At 61.5% G+C, this 22458-nt stretch carries 16 protein-coding genes; 10 read left to right on the top strand and 6 right to left on the bottom strand.

The window, feature by feature from the left end; translation table 11 throughout:
* Window positions 1-54: 54 nt before the first annotated feature.
* The 10 genes from ACM5SV_RS06570 (at window position 55) to ACM5SV_RS06525 (ending at window position 10256) form a co-directional block, all read left to right on the top strand.
* Window positions 55-1014, top strand: a complete 960-nt coding sequence (locus ACM5SV_RS06570; protein WP_222016949.1) for a glutathione S-transferase family protein — start codon at window positions 55-57, stop codon at window positions 1012-1014.
* A 144-nt stretch (window positions 1015-1158) separates the two neighbouring features.
* Entirely contained in the window at window positions 1159-2001 is an 843-nt protein-coding gene (locus ACM5SV_RS06565; protein ID WP_221970096.1) for a fumarylacetoacetate hydrolase family protein, read from the top strand.
* A gap of 204 nt (window positions 2002-2205) precedes the next feature.
* Window positions 2206-3483 carry a polyhydroxyalkanoate depolymerase gene (locus ACM5SV_RS06560; RefSeq protein ID WP_221970098.1) on the top strand — a complete coding sequence of 426 codons (1278 nt, stop codon included), beginning with the start codon at window positions 2206-2208 and terminating at the stop codon, window positions 3481-3483.
* Window positions 3484-3628: 145 nt separating this feature from the next.
* Window positions 3629-4063 carry a DUF2852 domain-containing protein gene (locus ACM5SV_RS06555; protein ID WP_012759556.1) on the top strand — a complete coding sequence of 145 codons (435 nt, stop codon included), beginning with the start codon at window positions 3629-3631 and terminating at the stop codon, window positions 4061-4063.
* 107 nt (window positions 4064-4170) lie between these two features.
* The gene (locus ACM5SV_RS06550) at window positions 4171-4929 is read left to right on the top strand and encodes a M48 family metallopeptidase (protein WP_012759557.1); all 759 of its coding nucleotides are present in this window, start codon (window positions 4171-4173) and stop codon (window positions 4927-4929) included.
* Between the two features lie 178 nt (window positions 4930-5107).
* Window positions 5108-5776 (top strand): phosphoribosylanthranilate isomerase, encoded by a 669-nt coding sequence (locus ACM5SV_RS06545; RefSeq protein WP_012759558.1) that lies wholly within the window; start codon window positions 5108-5110, stop codon window positions 5774-5776.
* Window positions 5777-5778: 2 nt separating this feature from the next.
* Window positions 5779-6999 (top strand): tryptophan synthase subunit beta, encoded by a 1221-nt coding sequence (trpB, locus tag ACM5SV_RS06540; protein ID WP_113546668.1) that lies wholly within the window; start codon window positions 5779-5781, stop codon window positions 6997-6999.
* A 3-nt stretch (window positions 7000-7002) separates the two neighbouring features.
* The gene (gene trpA, locus ACM5SV_RS06535) at window positions 7003-7842 is read left to right on the top strand and encodes a tryptophan synthase subunit alpha (RefSeq protein ID WP_113546667.1); all 840 of its coding nucleotides are present in this window, start codon (window positions 7003-7005) and stop codon (window positions 7840-7842) included.
* A gap of 128 nt (window positions 7843-7970) precedes the next feature.
* A complete protein-coding gene (accD, locus tag ACM5SV_RS06530; protein ID WP_012759561.1) occupies window positions 7971-8876 on the top strand; it encodes an acetyl-CoA carboxylase, carboxyltransferase subunit beta in 906 nt (301 codons plus the stop codon).
* Between the two features lie 27 nt (window positions 8877-8903).
* Window positions 8904-10256, top strand: a complete 1353-nt coding sequence (locus tag ACM5SV_RS06525) for a bifunctional folylpolyglutamate synthase/dihydrofolate synthase (protein WP_017995601.1) — start codon at window positions 8904-8906, stop codon at window positions 10254-10256.
* Window positions 10257-10326: 70 nt separating this feature from the next.
* On the opposite strand, the gene trxA is transcribed toward ACM5SV_RS06525, so the two are convergent.
* From trxA to ACM5SV_RS06495, 6 genes are all read right to left on the bottom strand, one after another.
* Window positions 10327-10647, bottom strand: a complete 321-nt coding sequence (gene trxA, locus ACM5SV_RS06520) for a thioredoxin (protein WP_003544118.1) — start codon at window positions 10645-10647, stop codon at window positions 10327-10329.
* Between the two features lie 75 nt (window positions 10648-10722).
* The gene (gene addA / locus ACM5SV_RS06515; protein ID WP_419425166.1) at window positions 10723-14274 is read right to left on the bottom strand and encodes a double-strand break repair helicase AddA; all 3552 of its coding nucleotides are present in this window, start codon (window positions 14272-14274) and stop codon (window positions 10723-10725) included.
* Window positions 14267-17461 (bottom strand): double-strand break repair protein AddB, encoded by a 3195-nt coding sequence (gene addB, locus ACM5SV_RS06510; RefSeq protein WP_222016954.1) that lies wholly within the window; start codon window positions 17459-17461, stop codon window positions 14267-14269. The genes addA and addB overlap by 8 nt, the downstream gene beginning before the upstream one ends.
* Before the next feature lie 3 nt (window positions 17462-17464).
* The gene (locus tag ACM5SV_RS06505) at window positions 17465-18196 is read right to left on the bottom strand and encodes a nucleotidyltransferase family protein (protein WP_012759565.1); all 732 of its coding nucleotides are present in this window, start codon (window positions 18194-18196) and stop codon (window positions 17465-17467) included.
* 13 nt (window positions 18197-18209) lie between these two features.
* A complete protein-coding gene (gene tsaE / locus ACM5SV_RS06500) occupies window positions 18210-19727 on the bottom strand; it encodes a tRNA (adenosine(37)-N6)-threonylcarbamoyltransferase complex ATPase subunit type 1 TsaE (protein ID WP_221992192.1) in 1518 nt (505 codons plus the stop codon).
* On the bottom strand, window positions 19724-22309 hold the full coding sequence (locus tag ACM5SV_RS06495) for a sensor histidine kinase (protein ID WP_221973344.1): 2586 nt from the start codon (window positions 22307-22309) through the stop codon (window positions 19724-19726). Before ACM5SV_RS06495 ends, tsaE begins: the two co-directional genes overlap by 4 nt.
* Between the last annotated feature and the right edge of the window lie 149 nt (window positions 22310-22458).

Here is a 22458-nt window from a genome sequence, read left to right as displayed (position 1 = left end):
CCGGCGTCGAAGCAGGATAATAAACCGTTTAGTCAATCGTTCGGGGAGTTGCGCATGCTGGTGAACGGAAAATGGACCGAAGACTGGCAGCCCGTCCAGGCAAAGGACGAAAAGGGCGGCTTCGTCCGCCAGACCTCAAGTTTCCGCAATTGGGTGACCCCGGATGGCAGCGCCGGGCCGACTGGCGAAGGCGGCTTTGCAGCCAGCGCCGGCCGTTACCATCTTTATGTCGCCTATATTTGCCCCTGGGCCTCACGTACCCTGATCGGCCGCAAGCTCAAGGGACTGGAGGACGTCATCTCCGTCTCGGTCGTTGAACCGCTGCTGGGCAAACAGGGCTGGCGCTTCGGCGATTATCCCGGCGCGACGAAGGATCAAGTCAACGGCGCAACCTATATGCATGAAATCTATACCGGGGCAGCACCCGATTTCACCGGCCGGGCGACCGTGCCAGTGCTCTGGGACAAGCAGAGAAAGACCATCGTCAACAATGAATCCGCCGATATCCTGCGTATGCTGAACAGCGGCTTCGGCGGTCTGGCAAAAAATCCGATCGATCTTTACCCGGCGGAGAGACGCACCGAGATCGATGCTTTCAACGACCGCATCTATCCTGATCTCAACAACGGCGTCTACCGCGCCGGTTTTGCCACCACGCAGGTCGCTTACGAAGAAGCCTTTGCCGATGTCTTTTCCTGCCTCGACTGGGTCGAGCAGCAATTCGAGGGCCGGTCTTTTCTGTTCGCCGATCATCCGACCGAGAGCGATATCCGGCTTTTCGTAACGCTGGTGCGCTTCGACGTCGCCTATCACGGCATCTTCAAATGCAATCTGCGCCGACTTTCCGACTATGCCAAGCTGCGCGCCTTCTGCCGCCGCATGCTGGATTGGCCGGGCATCGCCGAAACGGTGAACCTCGATCACCTCAAGCGCGGCTACTATTCGATCGAAAGCCTCAGCCCGACGAAGATCGTTCCCGTCGGCCCTGATCTGGCGGAAATTTTCAGAGCATGATGCCGAAAGATACGGACGGTTTTCGGCAGAAAATCATCCGAATCGCGGCAAAGCCGTACCGCTTCCCGGCAAAGCCGTAATGACACCGATGAATAATTCGTTCATAGGTGGCTGCAAATCCGTTTTCGATGAGGAGGAAGTTCCATGAAGCTGATGCGTGTTGGCGAAGCAGGCAGTGAAAAACCAGCACTTCTCGATGCCGATGGCAAGATCCGCGATCTCTCCGGTCATGTCGCCGATATCGGCGGTGAAGCGATCGGACCGGCAGGCCTTGCAAAGATAGCGGCGATCGATCCGAAGAGCCTTCCGGAAATCGCACCCGGCCGCATCGGCGCCTGCGTCGCGGGCACTGGGAAGTTCATCTGCATCGGCTTGAATTATTCGGATCATGCTGCCGAAACCGGTGCGACCGTGCCGCCCGAGCCGATTATCTTCATGAAAGCAACATCCGCAATCGTCGGACCGAATGACAATGTCATTATTCCCCGCGGTTCGGAAAAGACCGATTGGGAAGTTGAGCTCGGCGTCGTCATCGGCAAAACCGCCAAATATGTGACGGAAGCCGAAGCGCTGGATTATGTCGCCGGTTATTGCGTCTCCAATGACGTTTCCGAGCGCGCTTTCCAGACCGAGCGGTCTGGTCAGTGGACCAAGGGCAAATCCTGCGACACCTTTGGCCCGATCGGCCCCTGGCTCGTGACCAAGGACGAAATTGCCGAACCGCAGAACCTCGGCATGTGGCTGACGGTCAACGGCCAGAAGATGCAGAACGGCTCGTCGAAAACGATGGTTTACGGGGTTGCGTTTCTCGTCTCCTACCTCAGCCAGTTCATGTCGCTGCATCCCGGTGACGTGATCTCCACCGGCACGCCTCCGGGCGTCGGCATGGGCCTCAAGCCGCCGCGTTATCTCAAGGCCGGCGACGTGGTCGAACTCGGCATCGAAGGTCTCGGCACGCAGAAGCAGACCTTCGTAGCGGATCGTTAATAACGCTTCCTGCTGAGAAACTTAAGTTTTCAGGTCGATTATGATGCCGGAGATCAATTCTCCGGCATTTTTTGTGTGGGTCTGGTTCGTCAATGTTGCTGTGCAACAAAAAACTGTTAGTCTGCGCTACGTGCCCGCGTTACGAAAAGAGTCGATGTCTTTCAATCGGCGTCATCTTTTCGATAGAGAAAGGTGGCGCCTTCCATGTTTTATCAGCTTTATGAATTGAACCATGCCGCCATGGCGCCGTTTCGCGCCGCGGCAGATATCATGCGATTTGCCTATGCCAATCCGCTGAATCCGTTCTCCCATACGCCGTTCGGCCGGACGATGGCGGCAAGTCTCGAAATGTTCGAACGCACGACGCGCCGCTATGGCAAGCCGGAATTCGGATTGAAGCAGACGACGATCGGTGAAAAGACGGTTTCCGTCCGCGAAGAGGTTGTCTGGTCGCGACCCTTCTGCAATCTTCTGCATTTCGCCCGCGGTATTCCAGCCGCCCGCGGCAATGACCCACGCATCCTGATCGTCGCGCCGATGTCCGGCCACTATGCCACGCTGCTGCGCGGCACGGTCGAGGCGCTGCTGCCGAGTGCCGATATCTACATCACCGACTGGATCGACGCTCGCATGGTGCCGATGACGGAAGGCACGTTCGATTTCGACGATTACGTCGACTACGTCATCGAGATGCTGCATTTCCTCGGTCAGGACACGCATGTCATCGCCGTCTGTCAGCCTTCCGTTCCGGTGCTGGCAGCCGCTGCCGTGATGGAGGAAGCCAGGGATCCGCTTTCGCCGGCGTCGATGACGCTGATGGGCGGCCCGATCGACACGCGCATCAACCCGACGGCGGTCAATAAGCTCGCCCAGGAGCGGTCGCTGCAGTGGTTCTCCGACAACGTCATCATGAACGTGCCCTGGCCGCAGCCGGGCTTCATGCGCCCGGTCTATCCGGGATTCCTGCAGCTTTCGGGCTTCATGTCGATGAATCTTGATCGCCACCTCGTGGCGCACAAGGAATTCTTCATGCATCTCGTGAAGAACGACGGCGAGCCGGAAAGACATCGCGATTTCTACGATGAATATCTCGCTGTCATGGATCTGACCGCCGAATTCTATCTGCAGACGGTGGAGGAAGTCTTCATCAAGCATTCGCTGCCGAAGGGCGAACTGATGCATCGCGGCAAACGCGTCGATCCGGCGGCAATTCGTAACGTGGCGCTGCTGACCGTCGAAGGTGAGAATGACGATATCTCAGGTGTCGGCCAGACAAAGGCGGCGCAGACTATCTGCGTGAACATTCCCGAAGATATGCGCATGCACTATCTCCAGCCGGATGTCGGCCATTATGGTGTTTTCAACGGCTCGCGTTTCCGCCGCGAGATCGCGCCGCGCATCGTCGATTTCGTCCGAAAGCATTCCCGTTCCGCCGTCAAGCCTCCGATCCCGCGTGTCATCAAGGGCGGCCGGACGGGCTGAATCAGGGGCAGCTGAATTAGCAAAACGAATTCAAGGCTTTGTCCGATTTCGCGGGCAATCGTCTTGAAGGCGCTTATTGCGGTTACCACATCGATTTCAGCGTTCGGTATTCTGCCGGGCGCGGAAAGCGAGGGATACCCGCACGATGAACCAGTCAGCATTGCTTCGACCGGATTGGACTCCGGCTACCATTGCCCTGATGATTCTCGGCTTCATGGTTTTCTGGCCTCTGGGTCTTGCCATGCTTGCCTACATCATCTTCGGCGACCGTCTGCGCGGCTTCAAGCGTGACGTCAACCAGGCGACCGATGGCTTCTTCGCCTCCTGCCGCCGCCCGCATGGCCGTCACCGCCCACACTTCTCGACCGGCAACGGCGCCTTCGACGACTGGCGTAAGGCCGAACTCGACCGGATGGAGGAAGAGCGCCGCAAGCTTGACGAAATGCGCGAGGAATTCGACTCGTATCTGCGCGAGCTCCGTCGGGCCAAGGATCAGGAAGAGTTCGACCGCTTCATGCGCGACCGCAGGAACGCCAAGCGCGATGACAACGGCCCGGTCGCCGAATATCAGACGCCGTAAACGCCTGAACGATGAAATGATGACCGGCATCTGTCGATGCCGGTTTTTCCATGTCTGCCCTTCCGCCGATCATTTAGATTTGCCGGCGAATCGTATAGAAAACACGCATGTTCTCGCTTCTGAAAACAATGTCGAAGGCGCGAAAGCCGGCTCCGCCCGAAATGCGGACGCTCGATGTCGCCGGCCGGCTCATGCCGCTGACGATTAAGCAGCACGACCGGGCGACACGAATCACGCTGCGCATCGAGCCGGGTGGCCGCGCCTTGAAGATGACGGTGCCGAAAGGCCTTGCCGCGCGCGAGGTCAATGCCTTCCTCGACCGTCATCAGGGGTGGCTGCTCACCAAGCTTGCCAAGTTTTCGACCGATACCGGCCTGCGTGACGGCGGCGAAATCCTCCTTCGCGGCGTTTCCCATCGCATCCAGCATAGCGGCAGCTTGCGCGGGCTGACGGAGGCGGTTTCAATAGACGGCAGGCCGGTGCTGCGCGTCAGCGGCATGCCGGAACATGTCGGACGGCGCATTGCGGCCTTTCTCAAGAAAGAGGCGCGTGCCGATCTCGCAAGACTGGCGACGATGCACGCCGCAGCGATCCGGGCGCCGATCCGCTCGATCTCGATGAAGGATACTCGCAGCCGCTGGGGCTCGTGTTCGTCGGAGGGAAATCTGAGCTTTTCATGGCGCATCGTCATGGCGCCGCCGTCGGTGATCGATTATCTCGCCGCCCACGAGGTCGCCCATCTCAAGGAAATGAACCACGGCCCGCACTTCTGGGCCCTCTGTGGCAAACTTTGCCCCGGCATGGACGAGGCGAAATCCTGGCTCAAGCGGCATGGCAGCCAGTTGCACGCGATCGATTTCGACTAGCGCATAAACTCGAATATCGGAATCGATTTTTCGGAAAGGATTACGCGCAGATATTAAGTGATAGAGCGTCCCTAGCATGTCCTGTGGACGCGCAGCGCTCTGGCCGAGAGCCGCGCTAAATTCAGCGTCTGTCGCAAATTGGCTCGACTCTTTCTGCATTTCGTGTCACTTCGCTGCCATGAGACCGGATATCAAGATCTGTGGCTTGAAGACGCCCGACGCTGTCGATCGCGCGCTGAAACGCGGCGCGACCCATATCGGTTTTATCTTCTTCGAAAAGAGCCCGCGCTATATCGAGCCGGACCTAGCGGCAAAACTGGCCGAACCTGCGCGTGGCAAGGCGAAAATCGTCGCCGTCGTCGTCGATCCGACCAATGACGAACTCGACGAGATCGTGTCGATATTGAAGCCGGATATGCTCCAGCTTCACGGCAACGAGAGCCCCGAACATGTGCTGACCATAAAGGCGGTCTATGGTCTGCCTGTGATGAAGGTCTTTTCGGTCCGCACGGCAGACGACCTGAAGCGCGTCGAGGCCTATATCGGCATCGCCGACCGTTTCCTCTTCGACGCCAAAGCGCCGAAGGGTTCGGAACTGCCTGGCGGCAACGGTATTTCCTTCGATTGGAGCCTTCTCAGCTGGCTTGACGGCAGCGTCGACTACATGCTTTCCGGCGGGCTGAACAAGGACAATGTCGCCGAGGCGCTTTTCGTCACCAAGGCACCGGGTATCGACGTCTCCTCGGGTGTCGAAACTGCGCCTGGCGTGAAGAGCGTCGCGAAGATCGATGAATTTTTTGACGCGGTCGAAAAGGCGAATGCGCCGATGATGGCCTCAGGGAGTTGAGAGTGAACGAGACGCCTAAACCGAATTCCTTCCGTTCCGGCCCCGATGAAGATGGCCGTTTCGGCATATATGGCGGTCGTTTCGTCGCCGAAACACTCATGCCGCTGATCCTGGATCTGCAGGACGAGTGGAACAGGGCGAAGAACGATCCGGCATTCCAGGCCGAATTGAAGCATCTCGGCGCGCATTATATCGGCCGCCCGAGCCCGCTCTATTTCGCCGAGCGGCTGACGGCCGAACTCGGCGGCGCGAAGATCTATTTCAAGCGCGAGGAGCTGAACCATACCGGCTCGCACAAGATCAACAACTGCATCGGCCAGATCCTGCTCGCCAAGCGCATGGGCAAGACCCGCATCATCGCCGAAACCGGGGCCGGCCAGCACGGCGTCGCCTCCGCGACCGTGGCCGCCCGCTTTGGCCTTCCCTGCGTCGTCTATATGGGCGCCACCGACGTCGAGCGTCAGGCGCCGAACGTTTTCCGCATGAAACTGCTCGGCGCGGAAGTCAAACCGGTCACCGCAGGCAGTGGCACGCTCAAGGACGCCATGAACGAGGCGCTTCGCGACTGGGTCACCAATGTCGAAGATACCTATTACCTGATCGGAACGGCCGCCGGTCCGCATCCCTATCCGGAGATGGTCCGCGATTTCCAGTCGGTGATCGGTATCGAAGCGAAGGAGCAGATGCTGGCGGCCGAAGGCCGTCTTCCGGATCTGGTCATCGCTGCCGTCGGCGGCGGCTCGAACGCCATCGGCATTTTCCATCCTTTTCTGGATGATCCCTCTGTCAAGATCGTCGGCGTCGAAGCCGGCGGCAAGGGTCTGCAGGGCGACGAACATTGCGCCTCGATCACCGCCGGTTCGCCGGGCGTGCTGCACGGCAACCGCACCTACCTGCTGCAGGATGGTGACGGTCAGATCAAGGAAGGCCATTCGATTTCGGCCGGCCTCGATTATCCCGGCATCGGCCCCGAACATTCCTGGCTGAACGATACCGGCCGCGTCGACTATGTGCCGATCATGGACCACGAAGCGCTCGAGGCTTTCCAGACCCTGACCCGCCTCGAAGGCATCATCCCGGCGCTCGAGCCCTCGCATGCGATTGCCGAGGTCATCAAGCGGGCACCGACGATGGGCAAGGACGAGATCATCCTAATGAACCTCTCCGGCCGCGGCGACAAGGATATCTTCACCGTCGGCAAGCTTCTGGGAATGGGACTATAAGACATGACCGCACGCATGGACAAACGCTTTGCCGAGCTGAAGGCCGAGGGCCGTCCGGCGCTTGTGACCTATTTCATGGGCGGCGATCCTGACTACGACACCTCGCTTGGCATCATGAAGGCGCTGCCGGAGGCGGGCTCAGACATTATCGAGCTCGGCATGCCCTTTTCCGATCCGATGGCCGACGGCCCGGCGATCCAGCTGGCCGGCCAGCGCGCGCTGAAAGGCGGCCAGACGCTGAAGAAGACGCTGCAGCTGGCGGCCGATTTCCGCAAGACCAACGATGCGACGCCGATCGTGATGATGGGTTACTACAACCCGATCTATATTTACGGCGTCGAGAAATTCCTCGACGACGCACTCGCCGCCGGCATCGACGGCCTGATCGTCGTCGACCTGCCGCCCGAGATGGATGACGAACTCTGCATTCCGGCGATCCGCAAGGGCATTAATTTCATTCGCCTGGCGACGCCGACGACCGATGAGAAGCGCCTGCCGAAGGTATTGAAGAACACCTCCGGCTTCGTCTACTACGTCTCGATGAACGGCATCACCGGTTCGGCGCTGCCCGATCCGTCGCTGGTTTCGGGCGCGGTCGAGCGCATCAAGCAGCATACCAGCCTGCCCGTCTGCGTCGGCTTCGGCGTCAAGACGGCGGAACATGCAAAGGTCATCGGCGGTTCGGCCGACGGCGTCGTCGTCGGCACCGCGATCGTCAATCAGGTCGCGACCAGCTTGACGCATGACGGAAAGGCAACGGCGGACACCGTTCAGGCCGTTTCCACGCTGGTGCGTGGCCTTTCCACGGGAACACGTTCGGCGCGCCTTGTTGCTGCCGAATAGTTTGCCCACATTGGAAAAAAGCATGTCGCGCAAAAGTGTGCAGCCGTTTTGCGGCAACGACATGCGGAAAACTAGGACCTAAAGCGTGGCAGATCGCGACGCGCTTTAGACTATCAGGAGTATTCGAGTTGAACTGGATCACCAACTACGTTCGCCCGCGGATCAATTCCATGCTGGGCCGTCGCGAAGTGCCGGAGAACCTCTGGATCAAGTGCCCGGAAACGGGCGAGATGGTCTTCCACAAGGACCTGGAAGGCAACAAATGGGTCATTCCGGCGTCCGGTTATCACATGAAGATGCCGGCCAAGGCCCGCCTGGCCGATCTTTTCGACAATGGCGAGTTCGAATCGCTGCCGCAGCCGAAGGTCGCGCAGGATCCGCTGAAGTTCCGCGATTCGAAGAAATATAGCGATCGCCTGCGCGACAGCCGCCTGAAGACCGAACAGGAGGATACGATTCTCGCTGGTGTCGGAAAGGTGCAGGGACTGAAACTCGTGGCCGTCGTGCACGAATTCAACTTTATCGGCGGTTCGCTCGGCATGGCCGCCGGCGAGGCGATCGTCAAGGCTTTCGAGCGTGCGACGGCTGAAAAGTGCCCGCTGGTGATGTTCCCCGCTTCCGGCGGCGCGCGCATGCAGGAAGGCATCCTGTCGTTGATGCAGTTGCCGCGCACGACGGTTGCCGTCGACATGCTGAAGGAATCCGGCCAGCCCTATATCGTCGTGCTGACCAATCCGACAACGGGTGGCGTCACGGCCTCCTATGCCATGCTTGGCGATATTCATCTGGCAGAACCCGGCGCCGAAATCGGCTTTGCCGGCAAGCGCGTGATCGAGCAGACTCTGCGTGAAAAACTGCCCGAAGGCTTCCAGACCTCCGAATACCTGCTGGAGCATGGTATGGTCGATATGGTCGTCAAACGTCACGATATTCCGGAAACGCTGGCGCGCCTCTTGAAGATCCTGACCAAGAAGCCGGTTTCTGCGGCGAACGATATGAATAGCGGCGCGATTGCTCTGGCGGCAAGCGCCTGATAACCGACAAGCAGGCGGGGTGCCGAATTGATACCCAGAGGCCAAACCGCGGTGAGTGAGGCAGCACAGGAGATCGACAAGCTCATGGGATTGCATCCCAAGGGTTTTGATCTGTCTCTCGATCGCATCACCCGTCTTCTCGATGTGCTCGGCAATCCGCACAGGAAACTGCCGCCGGTGATCCATGTCGCCGGCACCAATGGCAAGGGGTCCGTCACCGCCTTCTGCCGCGCTTTGCTCGAAGCCGGCGGCTACAGCGCTCATGTCCACACTTCACCGCATCTGGTCAATTGGCACGAGCGTTATCGCATTGGTGTCAAGGGTGGACGCGGGCAGCTTGTCGATGACGCCGTCTTTGCCGAGGCCGTGCGTCGCGTGGCCGCTGCCAATGCAGGACAGCACATCACCGTCTTCGAAATCCTGACGGCGGTCACCTTCATCCTGTTTTCCGAACATCCGGCCGATGCCGCGATCCTCGAAGTCGGTCTCGGCGGCCGGTTCGACGCCACCAATGTCATTTCCGATCCGGCCGTCTCAGTGATCATGCCGATTTCGCTGGATCACCAGCCCTATCTCGGCGACAGGGTCGAGCTGATCGCGGCCGAAAAGGCCGGCATCATGAAGCCGGGATTTCCCGTTGTCATCGGTCATCAGGAATATGACGCAGCTCTCGACGTGCTGATGTCGACGGCCGAACGGCTGCATTGCCCGAGCGCCGTCTTCGGGCAGGATTTCATGGCGCATGAGGAATATGGCCGGCTCGTCTACCAGGACGAGTTCGGTCTTGCCGACCTGCCGCTGCCGCGCCTTCCCGGCCGGCATCAATATGCCAATGCCGCTGCCGCCATTCGGGCCGTCAAGGCGGCGGGTTTTACCGTCACCGAGACGATGATGGAAAAGGCGATGGGTTCGGTCGAATGGCCGGGCCGGCTGCAGCGTCTGAGCGAGGGCCGGCTGCTGTCGCATGCGCCCGCCGGCGCCGAGATCTGGATCGATGGCGGGCATAATCCGGGTGCCGGCGAAGTGATCGCCGAAGCCATGGCCAATTTCGAGGAGCGCCAGTCTCGGCCACTTTTTCTGATTATCGGCATGATCAACACCAAGGATCCGGTCGGCTATTTCAAGGCCTTTGCCGGCTTGGTCGAGAAGATATTCTGCGTGCCGATCCGCGGCAGTGAAGCGATGATCGACCCGGTGATCTTGTCGAATGCCGCCTATGATGCCGGCTTGGTTGCCGAACCGATGTCGACGGTCGGGGATGCGCTGGAAGCGATAAAAGCCGTCGTCGATCCGGAGGCATTGCCGCCGCGCATCCTGGTCGGCGGCTCTCTCTATCTTGTCGGCGATGTGCTTGCCGACAACGGCACGCCCCCGAAATGAAGGCCGCGAAATGAAAAAGCCCGGTCGAACCGGGCTTTTTCGTCAAGTAATATAAGTTGGCCGATATCAATCAGGCGGCGCTCGAAATCCAGTTCGACAGAGCCGTCTTCGGCTTTGCGCCGACAGAGATATCGGCAACTTCGCCGCCCTTGAAGATTGCAAGGGTCGGAATGGAGCGCACACCGAACTGTGCAGCGAGTTCCGGGTTCTCATCGATGTTCAGCTTGGCGACCTTGACCTTGCCTTCCATCTCGACGGCGATTTCTTCGAGACTCGGAGCAATCATCTTGCACGGGCCACACCATTCGGCCCAGAAATCGACGACGACGGGTTCTGCGGATTCCAGAACTTCCGACTGGAAGTTATTGATATCGACTTTCACGGTAGCCATGCGCTGCTCCTTTAACGGAATTGGGTGTTGAACCACATGTGATGGTGCGGTGCCGAATTTTCAATGTCCGGTATTTCACTTTGTCTTGACCGCTGCAAGCGCCAAACCGAGCGCTTTTTCGCTCAGCGTGAAGAGTGAGGCGTTCTCGGTATAGACAAGCATGCAATCGATACGCCTATCAGCATAGAGTGGCGTCAGGATCTCGCGATAGATCGCCAGCTGCGCCCGGTGCGCGAAGGGGATAGCCTCCTCTGTTGCCGGCGGCACCCGATTGGTCTTGTAGTCGAGAATGACGACGCGATCGGCAAGGACGGCAAGACGGTCGATGCGGCCGGAGACGGCATAGCGCCGATCTTCGAGCGTCAATGTTCCCATGATCGAAACTTCTGGCTGGGCCTGCGCACCGAGGACGGCCTGCAGACCTTCCTCGTCCAATAGTTTCAGAACCGAATCGACAAGCTTGCGCCGTTCGGCTTCCGGCCAGAATCGAGCTGCCCGTTCAGCATAACGGCTGGCCGCATCAGGTCGCTCCGCAAGTGGAATTTCGGGAAGCGCCTGCAGCATGCGATGGATCAGCCTGCCTTTCTCCAGTGAACGATCGCTTCGCTCCTTCTCGCCGAACAGCGGCGAAACGACCAGCAGGTTACCCGCGTCTTCATCGATAATCGTCCCGGCGCCGGAAGGACTGAGCGGCCGGGGCAGCTCAGCCTGCGGCGGCAACGGCCGCAACAGGCCGTCCGGCAAGGTCTCCTCGCTGCCGCGCTCTTCGCTGCGGCCGATACGCTCGAAGCTTCGTTCCACCCGCGGCACGCGCCATTTGATACCCGGCCATTCTCCATCGGGACCGGAGAATGTGGTCGCCTCCACATGCGGATGGTCGTCGCGCAGTGCCGTCGAAATCATCATGTGCCAGGTGTCGTTGTTCACACGCACGCCACGATAGCCGCAGACGACCAGCCGGTCGGCGGCACGCGTCATGGCGACATAGAGCAACCGACGATATTCTTCTTCGGCCAGCATCTGGATACGCGCGGCATCATCCTGGGTCAGCGAATTGGCGAGATCGGAGACAGGAACCCAGACGGGCATCGGCGGTTCGTCGGGGCCGGTCTCGATCAGACGAAGCTTCGGCAGATGGGTATGGGTGAAGGCCTTCGAACCGCCGTCGACGAGGAAAACGATCGGTGCTTCAAGACCCTTGGAGGCATGCACCGTCATGATCCGCACCTCGTTGCGCCCCTTGTCCTGCTCGCGCTTCATCACCGGTGCTTCGAGTTCCAGCGTCGAGATGAAGGATTGCAGCCCGGGAAGGCCGGAGGTCTCGTGGTCGAGCGTGAAGGTCAGGAATTCGTCGAGGATATCGCTGACCTCGGTGCCGAGACGGGCAAGGAATTGCCGCCGCCCGCCGTAGCTGCCCAGCACGCGCGCATAGAAATCGTGAACCGAAAGGCTCCTGGACTGCCGGAGAAACAGCTCCAGCCTCTCGACGGCGGCGCGGAAACGCTCGGTGCCGTCGGCGGCGAAGCTTTTGAGATGGCTCCAGACGCTTTCATTGTCGCCACGCAACGCGGCGACCGCAAAGATGTCGTCCTCCGAAAGGTCGAAAAGCGGGCTCTTGAGCACGGCGGCGAGCGAAAGATCGTCTTCCGGCAGAAGCAGGAAACGGCCGAGCGCCAGCAGATCTTGCACGGCGATATGGCTGGTCAGCACGAGCCTGTCCGCACCGGCGACGGGAATATCGCCGCGCCGCTTCAACGCGCGCGTCAATGCATTGACGAAGGCGTCGCGCTTACGCACCAGCACCAGGATGTCGCCAGCCTCGATCGGGCGCTCCTTGCCTTTGTCGACGATCGTTTCGCGGCCGACGAGACTGCCGATCGAATGGGCGATCCGCCGTGCGAGGATCGCGGCCGGCGCGCTTTCCGGCGTCGCGTCGAAGGGCGCCGTCCAGTCCTCCTCCTTCATCACCGCTTCCGGCGCGACCATCTCCCAGAGGTCGACGGCGCCGGGATGGCCGATGCGGCTGGAGCGATGCACGACCGGTTCGCCGAGCGCGCTGAGGCCGCGCGCGTTCTCGGGTGCCTTGAAAATGTGGTCGACGGCCTCAAGCACGTCGGCGGTCGAGCGGAATGACAGCGGCAGCCGCACGGAGGAAAAACTCTGCCCGCTGTCGGAAACGCGCCGCCGCGTCCGGTCGCTCTCCTCGGAAAAACGCTCGGGTCTCGCCCCCTGGAAGGAATAGATCGACTGCTTTTCGTCGCCGACGGCAAATAGCGTGCGCACGATCGGCCGGGCGCTTTCGCCGGAGAAGAAATCTTCGGCGAGCGACTGGATGACGCTCCACTGGATCGGGCTGGTATCCTGGGCCTCGTCGACGAGGATATGATCGATGCCGCGATCGAGCTTGTAGTGGATCCAGGGGCCGACGCCACTTTTCGTCAGGAGGTCGGCGGTGCGGGTGATCAGGTCCTCGAAATCGAGCTGGCTGCGCTGCTTCTTCAACTCCTCATAGTCGTGATTCAGCCGATCGGCGAGCACGAGCGCCGCATGCGTGGCGCCGTACATCAGCATCAGCTTCAGCCGGTCGCGGCTTGCTGCGACATGCGCGCGGGCGATGGCGATAGCCTCCGCCAGTTGCGGTGCCTCGGCAAGCATGGCCTTGACGAAGAATTGCGAGTCCGCCTTGGGCTCGCCCTTCACGGTCAGAAAGATTTTTTCGAGGATCTCAGCGCGCCTTGCGTCGTCGCGCTCCCGCCCGGTGAGCCTGAGGCTATAGGCAACCTCTTGCGCCTTCGCACCGCCCTTCTGGTCGGCGAGCGAGAGATAAAGCTCCAGCGTGCCGCCCGAAAGCGCGGGCAATGGCCAATATTGCGCCGCGATCCGGTCTTCCGTGTCGCCGGCGGCAAGGCCGAGCCTTTTGCGCAGAACCACTTCGACGCCGCCCTGCTGTTCCGCCGTCGCGGTGAAACGACGAATGGCATTGCGGTTGGCGACGATGTCGCCGAGCAGGTTCTCCAGTCCGGATTCATCGCCGAGATTGAGCACGTAGGCGAATGCCTCGGAAAGGGCGCTGTCTTCGTCAGGCGCCGTTGCCGTCAGCAGCGCCCGGCGCGCATCGGAAAGCAGCGCCACCGCCGCGCGATCGTCGAGAACCGAGAAATGCCCGGCAACGTTGGCCTCCAACGGGAACTGATGCAGCAGTGCCTCGCAAAAGGCATGGATCGTCTGGATCTTCAGTCCGCCGGGTGTCTCCAGCGCCTTGGCAAACAGCCGGCGGGCCTCGGCAAGCTTCAGTCCGTCAGGAGCCATGCCTTCGATCTGTGTGATCCGCCGTCCGAGGTCTTCATCGTCAAGCACCACCCATTCCGCCAGCCGTTCGAAGACGCGGTTCGACATTTCCGACGCTGCGGCCTTGGTGTAGGTCAGGCATAAAATGGCGGAAGGCCGCGCCCCTGATAGCAGCAGCCGGATGACGCGCTGTGTCAGCACATGCGTCTTGCCGGAACCGGCATTGGCCGAGACCCATGCCGAACGCAGCGGATCGGAGGCAATCGCCTGCTGGATCGTCGTCCAGCCGATCCAGGCGCCCGGATCGTCGTCGTTGGGAATGGCGGTCACATCACTCATCGCCGCCGCCCTCTTCGGTTTCGGCCGTCGACCATTCGGAAACGCGGGCGAGATGATCGTAGTCGCCGCCGAAATCGAATTGCTGGGCCGGGATCAGCCGCGAGGTAAAGCCTCTTTCGCTGGATTGCAGCAACCCCACGAATTTGACCAGCTGGTCGATCGATTCGGCGGCGAGATCCATCGCCGATTTCGCCTTGTCGCTGCGGGCAGAACTCTCATTGTTGACGGTATCGACCTGAAAGCGGCTTCCCGGACGCAGACGCACATAGAGAAGGTCCTGCGGCACGAGGCTGCCGGCATCGCGAAAAGCACCGGCGCTCAAGGCCGCCGCTTCAAGCGCAAGCTGTGGATCGAGAAGCACGCGTGCCTGCGCCGGCGAGGGATTGAAGCCGGTCTTGTAGTCGATGATATCGGCCGAGTGTGGCCCCGTGACGTCGATCCGGTCTGCGACGCCGGTGAGCCGGATATTGATCGGCTCCAGCTCCATGCCGCCCCGCACCTCCGTCAGCGTTTTCAGGATGCCATGCCGGCGTCCAGCCTCCCATTCGAGGAAGGCGCGGGCCACCGCGCGAAAGCGCGGCCGCCACACGGCATCGATATGCGGCGGCAGCTTTTCCATGTCGAAAAGCTCGGAAAGGACGTGCTTCATCGCCGCTGCCGCATCCGGCGTGCCGGCGATATGGGCTTCGCGGATGAAACGGTCGATGATCTTGTGGTAGAGCGTTCCGCGTTCGGCCGCCCCTGGATCGCGATTGAACGGGTCGACCGGGTCGAGCCGCAACACACGGCGGGCATAGATGGCATAGGGATCTCGGCGCAGCCGGCCGACTTCACTGAAGGAATAGGATTTCGGCTGCAGCGCCAGCGGCGGTTTCGGCGAGGGGCGCTGCGCCGGCGCCTGAGCATCTCCTCGATCGATGAGAGCGGCCCATTGGAGGAACCGGTTACCGCGTCCCTTCAATTCCGCTTCGAACGCCTCTCCGCCGAGCGCCAGCAGCCGCTGCAGCCAACGCGAGGCGACGGTTGGCGTTGAGCCCTGGCGCAGCGCGCGCGAATAGATCAGATGGCGCGTACCGTTTGCCATCTCGAAATCATGCGCCAGCTGGCCGATGCGCCGCTCCGGCGGCTCGAGGCCGATCTCCGTCTTCATCATGCGCGGAATGAAGGGATTATTGGCGGTCTGTCCCGGCCACGTGCCTTCGTTCAGGCCGCCGAGGATCAACGTATCGACGCTCTGCAGGCGGGCTTCCAGCGTGCCGAAGATGAAGAGCCTCGGATGGCTGAGCGCCCGTGGCTTCACCGCATGACCGGCGGCAAGGGCTGCCATGATGTCGATCCATTGCGGTCCGTCGGCCTCCATCTGGCCGTCCGTGTCGATCACTTCACCAAGCAGGGCGGCGAGGGCGTCTCCCGCTTCGTTCGACCAGAGATCGGCGAGATTGCCGTGCGGATCAACCGCGACCGCTTCAAGCGAACGGCCGGTGCGCTTCGCCCATTCCGACAATGTGAAGCGCGCTGTTCTTCCACGATCTTCCGGCCGCTCCCGCATCAGCGCCGAAGCCAGAGGCTCGGTCGCTTGTGTCACCCGCCGGGCAAGGTCGTATGCGGCGTCGGCGGCCTCGGGCGAAAGCGCTTTTCGCCATTGCGGCGCGTGCCTGTCCAGGGCCTGTTCGGCAAGTTGGTGAGCGAGCAGCGGTTCCAGCGTGCTGATATCCACCTCTGCCACGCCACCGCGCAGTGCCAGCAGCTCGAGCGCCTCGGTAGCGGAAATCAATGCGCCGCGTTCCAGGCCGAAGCGGGCAAGCGGATGTTTGAGCAGCGAGATGATCGCCACCGGATCGCCCGGCCGCAGCGCTGCCTCCAGCAGCAATTGCAGCAAGGTGCCCTGCGGCATGGCCGACAGCGGCGTACCGGCCGAATCGTCGGCGAGGATGCCGAAGCGGGAAAGCTCGGCCATCACCCGCCGCGCAAGATTGCGATCCGGGGTTATGAGTGCTGCCCGGCTCTCGCTGTCCTGTCCCGGTCTTTCCAGCGCCAGCCGGAGCGCGATGGCAATCGCGGTTGCTTCCTCGCGCTCATTGGCGGCTTCAATCAGCGAGACATCAGAGAAGGCCGAAGACAGCGCGCCTGCCGGCAGGTCGTTTTTCCAAGCTCCCCAGTCACTGGTCGCCTCCGCCGGAGCAAGGGCCTGCGACAGGATTTCGGCACGCCGCTCAAGATCGGCCTCCGGTCTGTCGAGGAGCGTGAGGTCGGCCCGCGTCAGCTTCAGCCGCTTGAGCAGCGAAGACAGACCATACTGCGGATGGCTCCGGCTTGCCGGATTGGCATGTTGGCCGGGCGCCGGTTCCGGCGCGACCATCTGCCAGTGCCTTTCGGGCATGGAGAGATCGAGACCTGGAAGCACGATCACGCCTTCCGGCAGATGGGCGACGGCGGCAATGAGATCGGCGGTGGCGGGAACGGAACCCGTCGAACCGGCGATGATGATCGGCCCGGCGGGTTTCGTCGCCGAAAGCCGGCTTGCTTCGGCCCGGAGAATGGCGTTTCTGTGCCGCGCCGGCGAGGATTTGCCGAGTTCGGCCAGCCGCTCGGGCCAGAAGGCGCTGGCGATCTGCAGGAACTCCGCCGTCAACTGCCACCAGGCGGCATAATCGCCGGTATCGAGTTTCGACAGCTCCGACCAGTCAAGATCCTCGGTCTCGATGGAATCGATCAATTCCGCAAGATTGCGGGCGAGCCAGATCGCATCCGCCGGGCTTGCCGGCGCGACGAGCGGCGAGTCCGAGTGGATGTGGCGGACGATCTCCGGCAGCTTGTTTCGCCAGGCGAGGATCAGGCGCGCAAGCTCCAGCAGACGGGCGGTATTCGACAGTGGCTGGGCGAGATCGATCGTTGCCGGCAGCGCCTCGTCGAAATAGCCGCTATCGTCATCGGTTTCGCCGAGCGGGCGGATCATGGGGAGGATCGCCGAGCGGCCGCCGAGCAGGTCGACGAATTCGGAACGCAGCACACGCACGGCGCGCCGGGTCGGCAGGTAGATCGTGACTTTGGCAAGCGATAGCGGATCATCGGCGTCGTGCCGGAAAATCGGCGTCAATCGGCCGTCGCAAAGTGTCGTCGCCAGCGTTTTCAGGAAGGAGAGGCCTGCGGGGATCGTCACGATGCGTGGCTGGTGCCGCTCCGCCATGGCTTACGCAAACGTCCGCAGTCGCCGGATCGTTTCCTCCGCCTCGCCGATCGCGTCGGGCGTGCCGACCGTTAGCCAATGGCCTTCGAGCACCATGCCGAAAAGCCGTCCGCGCGCGATCGCCTTGTCGAAATAGATATTGAGGTTGAAGGCATCCTTCGGTGCATCGTCGAGCAGCGACGGGTTCATGACGATCGCCCCGGCATAGACGACGGGATTGGAGGGATCATCGCGATAACGCGTCAGCCGGCCATCGACCGCGAGACTGAAGTCGTTCTTGCCGTTGTGACCCGTCGTATCCTCGATCCCAACGCAAAGCAGCGCCATATCCATGCGTTCGGCGTCAAAGAATCCGGCTAAGCGTTCTAGGTTCGTCGGCCTCCCCTGCTGTTCGCCGATCCAGAAAAGATCGGCGTTCATGACGAAGATATTGTCGCGGCTAAGCAGCCTCAGCCCCTTCGCCAGGCCGCCGCCGGAATTCATCAGTGCGTCCCGCTCGTCCGATATGACGATGTCGAGGCCGTGATAATTCCCGAGATGGTCGAGCATCTGGTCGGCGTGGTGGTGAACGTTGACGACGGCGCGTTCGATGCCGGCCGCGACCAGGCAATCCAGCGTGTAGTCGATCATCGGCTTGCCGTCGATCTTCACCAGCGGCTTCGGGATCGTATCGGTGATCGGGCGCATGCGGGTTCCGAGACCCGCGGCCAGTACCATGGCTTGTCTGATGGTCATTCTGATCCGGAACTTATGATTCGCTCTGGCCTATTCCAGCCCTTGCGCACCAATCGCGCAAGGGGGCAAGCGTTTCATGCTCGAGCGCGACGTTCAGATAGGCGAGCGTGCGCGGCATGTGTTTCAGATAGCCCGGCTTGCCGTCGCGCTGCAACAAGCGCACCCAAAGACCCGCAAGCTTGCAGTTGCGCTGCGCCGACATGATCGCCCAGGCCTTCATAAATCCGGCTTCGTCGAAACCGCCCTGCGCGCGGCGAAGCCCCAGATAATCATCCATCAGCTGCCGGAAGAGGTCCGGCTCGATCGTTACGCGCGCATCCTGGACGATCGAGGCGAGGTCATAAGCCGTCGGGCCGATCATCGCGTCCTGGAAATCGATGAGGCCGATCCGTTCGACGCCCTTCGCATGCGGTCTCCAGATGATATTTGGCGAGTGGAAATCGCGCAGCAGTAGGTTCTTCTCGGCCGTTGCGAGCTCGTCGATGAGCGCATCCCAGATCGCTAGATAATCCGCGCGTTCGGCGTCCGTTGCAGGTGCACCCTGGCGCTTCCAGGGCAGGTGCCAGTCGAGCACCAGCCGCACCTCCATCTTCATCGCCGTGCGGTCGAAATCAGGAATATGGTGGAGATGGCCCTTTCCAACGGAGATGTCCTGCGGAAATTTCAGGGCGTGCAGTCTGGCCAGGCAGGCAACGCTTTCGCGATAGCGTTCTATAACTGGCTGTCCGTGGGCATCCAGCACGCCGTCGCTGCCGAGATCCTCGATCAGCAGGATACCTTGATCATAATCCACCTTGTAGACTTCGGGCGCCGCAAAACCGTCCTTGCGCAGCGTATCGGCGATCGCAACGAACGGATAAGCGTTTTCGGCAAGATGCGCGACTTTGGGATAGGGTTTGCCGTCGAGAACCGGCGGGCCTTCAGCAAGCGGCGGCCAGTCCATCAGGATGATGCGCTGGTTCCCGGCCTTCGGATAGATCGCCTCATAGGCGCGCAGCGAGGCATCACCGGTCAGAAATCGGCGTTTCGCAGTGGGGTAACCGGCGGTATCAAGGAACTCGCGGATCGCCAGGACGCGGCGGATGCGTGTATTTTGCGCGCCAGCGGCTTCGATCGTTGCCCGGCGGCCGCTGCCTTCATGCGCCAGCGTCAGGGTGATGCGCTCCGCGGGCAGTTCGCTCTCCGCCATCTCAGGCCATTCGACGAGGCAGATACCGTTCTGCAGGGCCTCGTCGAAGCCAAGCTCCGTCAGTTCGGCAGGATCGCCGAGCCGGTAGAGATCGAAATGCGAAACGGCGATGCGCAGATCGTAGGATTGCACCAGCGTGAAGGTCGGGCTCGGGACCTCGAGCCCCTCGTCATCGGCCATGGCGCGCAGGATCGCCCGGGCGAGCGAGGATTTCCCGGCGCCGAGATCGCCTGAAAGGGCAAGGCAATCGCCGGCCTTCAGCGCCAGCGCCAGGTCTTCACCGAGGCGGATGGTAGCCGCCTCGTCTTTCAGGAAAAGCGAGATCGCATCGCTGGTCGTCATTCGGCGGCGGCGGAATGCGGGACATCGACCGAGGGGATACGGCAGACGACGGTCGTGCCCTTGCCCGGCTCGCTGTCGATCGTCACATCGCCATGATGCAGACTGACGAAGCTGTCGACGATCGAGAGGCCGAGGCCGGCGCCGCCGCGTTTGCCGCTTTTCGCCCCCGTGGCAAAACGGTCGAAGACGGTCGCGATCATATCGGGTGAGATGCCGGGGCCGCGATCGCTGACGGCGAAGACGAAATCCGTGCCTTCGCGATGGCATTCCAGCGAGATCGAGGTACCTTCGGGCGAGAAATTCGCCGCATTGGAAAGAAGCTTCAGAAGGATCTGCTTCAGCCGCTGCGGATCGGCAACGATCGAGCCGAGATAGGCAGGAGCGGTGATTTCAAGCGCCACGCCGCTTTCGTGGAGGCGATCGGCGATTTGCATCGAGACGTCGTCGAGCAGATCGTTGAGATCGATATCCGCATAATTGAGGCGCATGATGCCGGCGTCGACAGTCGCAAGGTCGAGAATATCGTTGACGAGCGTCAACAGAACCGAGGACGAGGTCGAAATGTGGTCGATATATTCGGCCTGCCGTTCGGTAAGCGGCCCGACGCCCGGGGTGCGCAGGAGATCGGTGAAGCCGATGATGTTGGTCAGTGGTGAACGCAGTTCATAGGAAACGTGCTGGACGAAGTCGTTCTTCAGCTCGTCGGCCTTGCGCAACGCTTCGTTTTTCTCGGTCAGCGCGCGCTCGGCACGCACGCTGTCCGTCATATTGACGAAGGTCAGCATGGTCTGCGCGTTCGGCAGCGGGATGACGGCGTAGTCGAGCACCAGGCCGGAGAAGAGTTCCAGCGTTCCCTGGCCCGAGCGGCGTTCGTCGTCGAAGCTGGTGATCAGTTCGGCGAAGGTCTTCCAGCCGTCCGGCTGGTCATAGGACGGGGCGCAGGCCTCGCCCAGCGCACGAATATGGGTGCCGGGCTTGGCTTCGGTTTCGGTGATCCCCCAGAGCGCGCGGAAGGCCGGGTTCGAAAGGCGGATGCGTCCATCAGGACCGAACACCGCCACACCTTCGGAAAGATGGTCGATCGTTTCGCCCTGCACCTTGACCAGCGTGTTGTAGCGCGTTTCAAGATCGACCTGTTCGGTCAGGTTTTCGAACACCCAGGTGGCGCCGCCCTGCGGATGGGCGGTCGCAAAGACGCGCAACGTTTGCCCGTTCGGCAGATGCCAGAGATCGGTTTGCGTGTCGAGCGCGCGATAGACGGAAAGTGCGGCTTCCTTCCAACTTTTCCAGTTGAGCTGGTCCGGCAGCTTCTTGGCCGCCCGCAGCCGCTCGAGCAGCTCACTATTGTCGGGCCGGCCTTCGAGGAAGGCGATATCCAGCTCCCAGAGCGCGACGAAGGCCTGGTTGTAGAATTGCAGCCGGCGGTCGCCATCGAAGATGGCAACAGGCGTGGCGAGATGGTCGAGCGTTTCGGCATGGCTCTTCAGCGTCCGTTCCAGCTCGGCGCGCACGGCCTCTATGTCGGACACATCGATCGCGATGCCGGCCGAGCCGCCGGGAACCCTGACGTCGACGACGTCGAAGAATGTGCGGTTTCCGTGCACGACCGTCGAGATCTTGTCGTGGAAGGGCGACTCCGGCGTCGTCGTGGCGCGAATGCGTTCGCGCGCCACGGTCGTCAGCATCTCGCGGCCTTCATTGATCGCCTGCTGCGGCGATCGCGCTTCGACCGCCTCGCCATAAGCCTGGTTGACCCAGGTGAGGCGACCCACCGGATCGCGCTGCCAGGCCGGCATGTCGATCGCGTCGAGCATGGTCTGGAAGGCGGAGATCGAGGTCATCAGCCGGTCGCGCTCGATCCTGAGTTCTGCGAGCTCGGCGCGCAGATTGTTGAGAGCCACGAAACGCACGAAGGCACGCCCGCCGGAAACCCGGCCCTGCGCCTCGAGGATTTCGTCGCGGATGGTTTCGACCACCATGTCGAAGCTCTGTGCCTCGTCGCGCAGCCGGTCGATCGCCTTTTCCAGCTCGGAAGCCGAACGTGATTTCAGCCACAGGCCGAAGGCCAGGAATTCGCCGTCCTGCGGCGCGCCGGTCTCGGGCGGAAGCTGGCCGAGCAGCTCGGGGCGCGCATTGCCGTCCCAGATGACGATCCGCCGGTTCTTGTCGGCGATCAGAGCCTGGTATTGCGAAATGCGCTGCTGGGCATCGGAGAGCGCCGAGCGGATTTCCCGGCTCTCGTTTTCCAGGTTGCCGCGCTGACGCACGAGCCACAGCGTCGACAGCAGTGCTGCCGATATGACGCCGATGACGACGGAAACACCGATCACTTGCGAGGACGTGAAGAGGTGAGCCGTGGCCGCTGCCTGCTGCTCCGCCTGTGCCAGGGCCGGCCGCGCCAGCGCGGCGAGCGCCGTGCCGGCCGCGCAGCTTTTCAGAAAGCGCGCCAATGGTCCGTACTCTTGCTTTACGGCCTCGTGTGCCGTTGCAGATTTATATCCTTGACCTGCCATCAGCGGACGGCGATGGGCGCGTGCGCCATCATCCGCCTGACCGGGCAGGCTGCTTTTTATTTCCGACATCCGCGGTATGTCTCCGTCCTTCAATGTGCCGCATTACGACAAGACATCCCATTTTCGCAGCGGCCGGACAGGGTCCGGCGCCACGAATCAAGTCTTAAAACAATACTTCGGAAGGGAATCGGCGGGAAGGGAGCGTCCAAAAAATAAGC

Source organism: Rhizobium sp. CRRU65, assembly GCF_048551595.1.
Taxonomy (GTDB): domain Bacteria; phylum Pseudomonadota; class Alphaproteobacteria; order Rhizobiales; family Rhizobiaceae; genus Rhizobium; species Rhizobium leguminosarum_J.
Note: the sequence above shows the minus strand (reverse complement) of the source record. Positions and strands in the feature narration are given on the sequence as shown.

Bases quoted from the DNA above. Each gene is read 5' to 3' on its own strand.
- addB (WP_222016954.1), bottom strand. From the start codon at position 17,461: ATGGCGGAGCGGCACCAGCCACGCATCGTGACGATCCCCGCAGGCCTC.
- ACM5SV_RS06560 (WP_221970098.1), top strand. From the start codon at position 2,206: ATGTTTTATCAGCTTTATGAATTGAACCATGCCGCCATGGCGCCGTTT.
- ACM5SV_RS06550 (WP_012759557.1), top strand. From the start codon at position 4,171: ATGTTCTCGCTTCTGAAAACAATGTCGAAGGCGCGAAAGCCGGCTCCG.
- ACM5SV_RS06545 (WP_012759558.1), top strand. From the start codon at position 5,108: ATGAGACCGGATATCAAGATCTGTGGCTTGAAGACGCCCGACGCTGTC.
- addA (WP_419425166.1), bottom strand. From the start codon at position 14,274: ATGAGTGATGTGACCGCCATTCCCAACGACGACGATCCGGGCGCCTGG.
- ACM5SV_RS06495 (WP_221973344.1), bottom strand. From the start codon at position 22,309: ATGTCGGAAATAAAAAGCAGCCTGCCCGGTCAGGCGGATGATGGCGCA.
- tsaE (WP_221992192.1), bottom strand. From the start codon at position 19,727: ATGACGACCAGCGATGCGATCTCGCTTTTCCTGAAAGACGAGGCGGCT.
- ACM5SV_RS06565 (WP_221970096.1), top strand. From the start codon at position 1,159: ATGAAGCTGATGCGTGTTGGCGAAGCAGGCAGTGAAAAACCAGCACTT.
- ACM5SV_RS06505 (WP_012759565.1), bottom strand. From the start codon at position 18,196: ATGACCATCAGACAAGCCATGGTACTGGCCGCGGGTCTCGGAACCCGC.
- trpA (WP_113546667.1), top strand. From the start codon at position 7,003: ATGACCGCACGCATGGACAAACGCTTTGCCGAGCTGAAGGCCGAGGGC.
- trxA (WP_003544118.1), bottom strand. From the start codon at position 10,647: ATGGCTACCGTGAAAGTCGATATCAATAACTTCCAGTCGGAAGTTCTG.
- ACM5SV_RS06570 (WP_222016949.1), top strand. From the start codon at position 55: ATGCTGGTGAACGGAAAATGGACCGAAGACTGGCAGCCCGTCCAGGCA.
- ACM5SV_RS06555 (WP_012759556.1), top strand. From the start codon at position 3,629: ATGAACCAGTCAGCATTGCTTCGACCGGATTGGACTCCGGCTACCATT.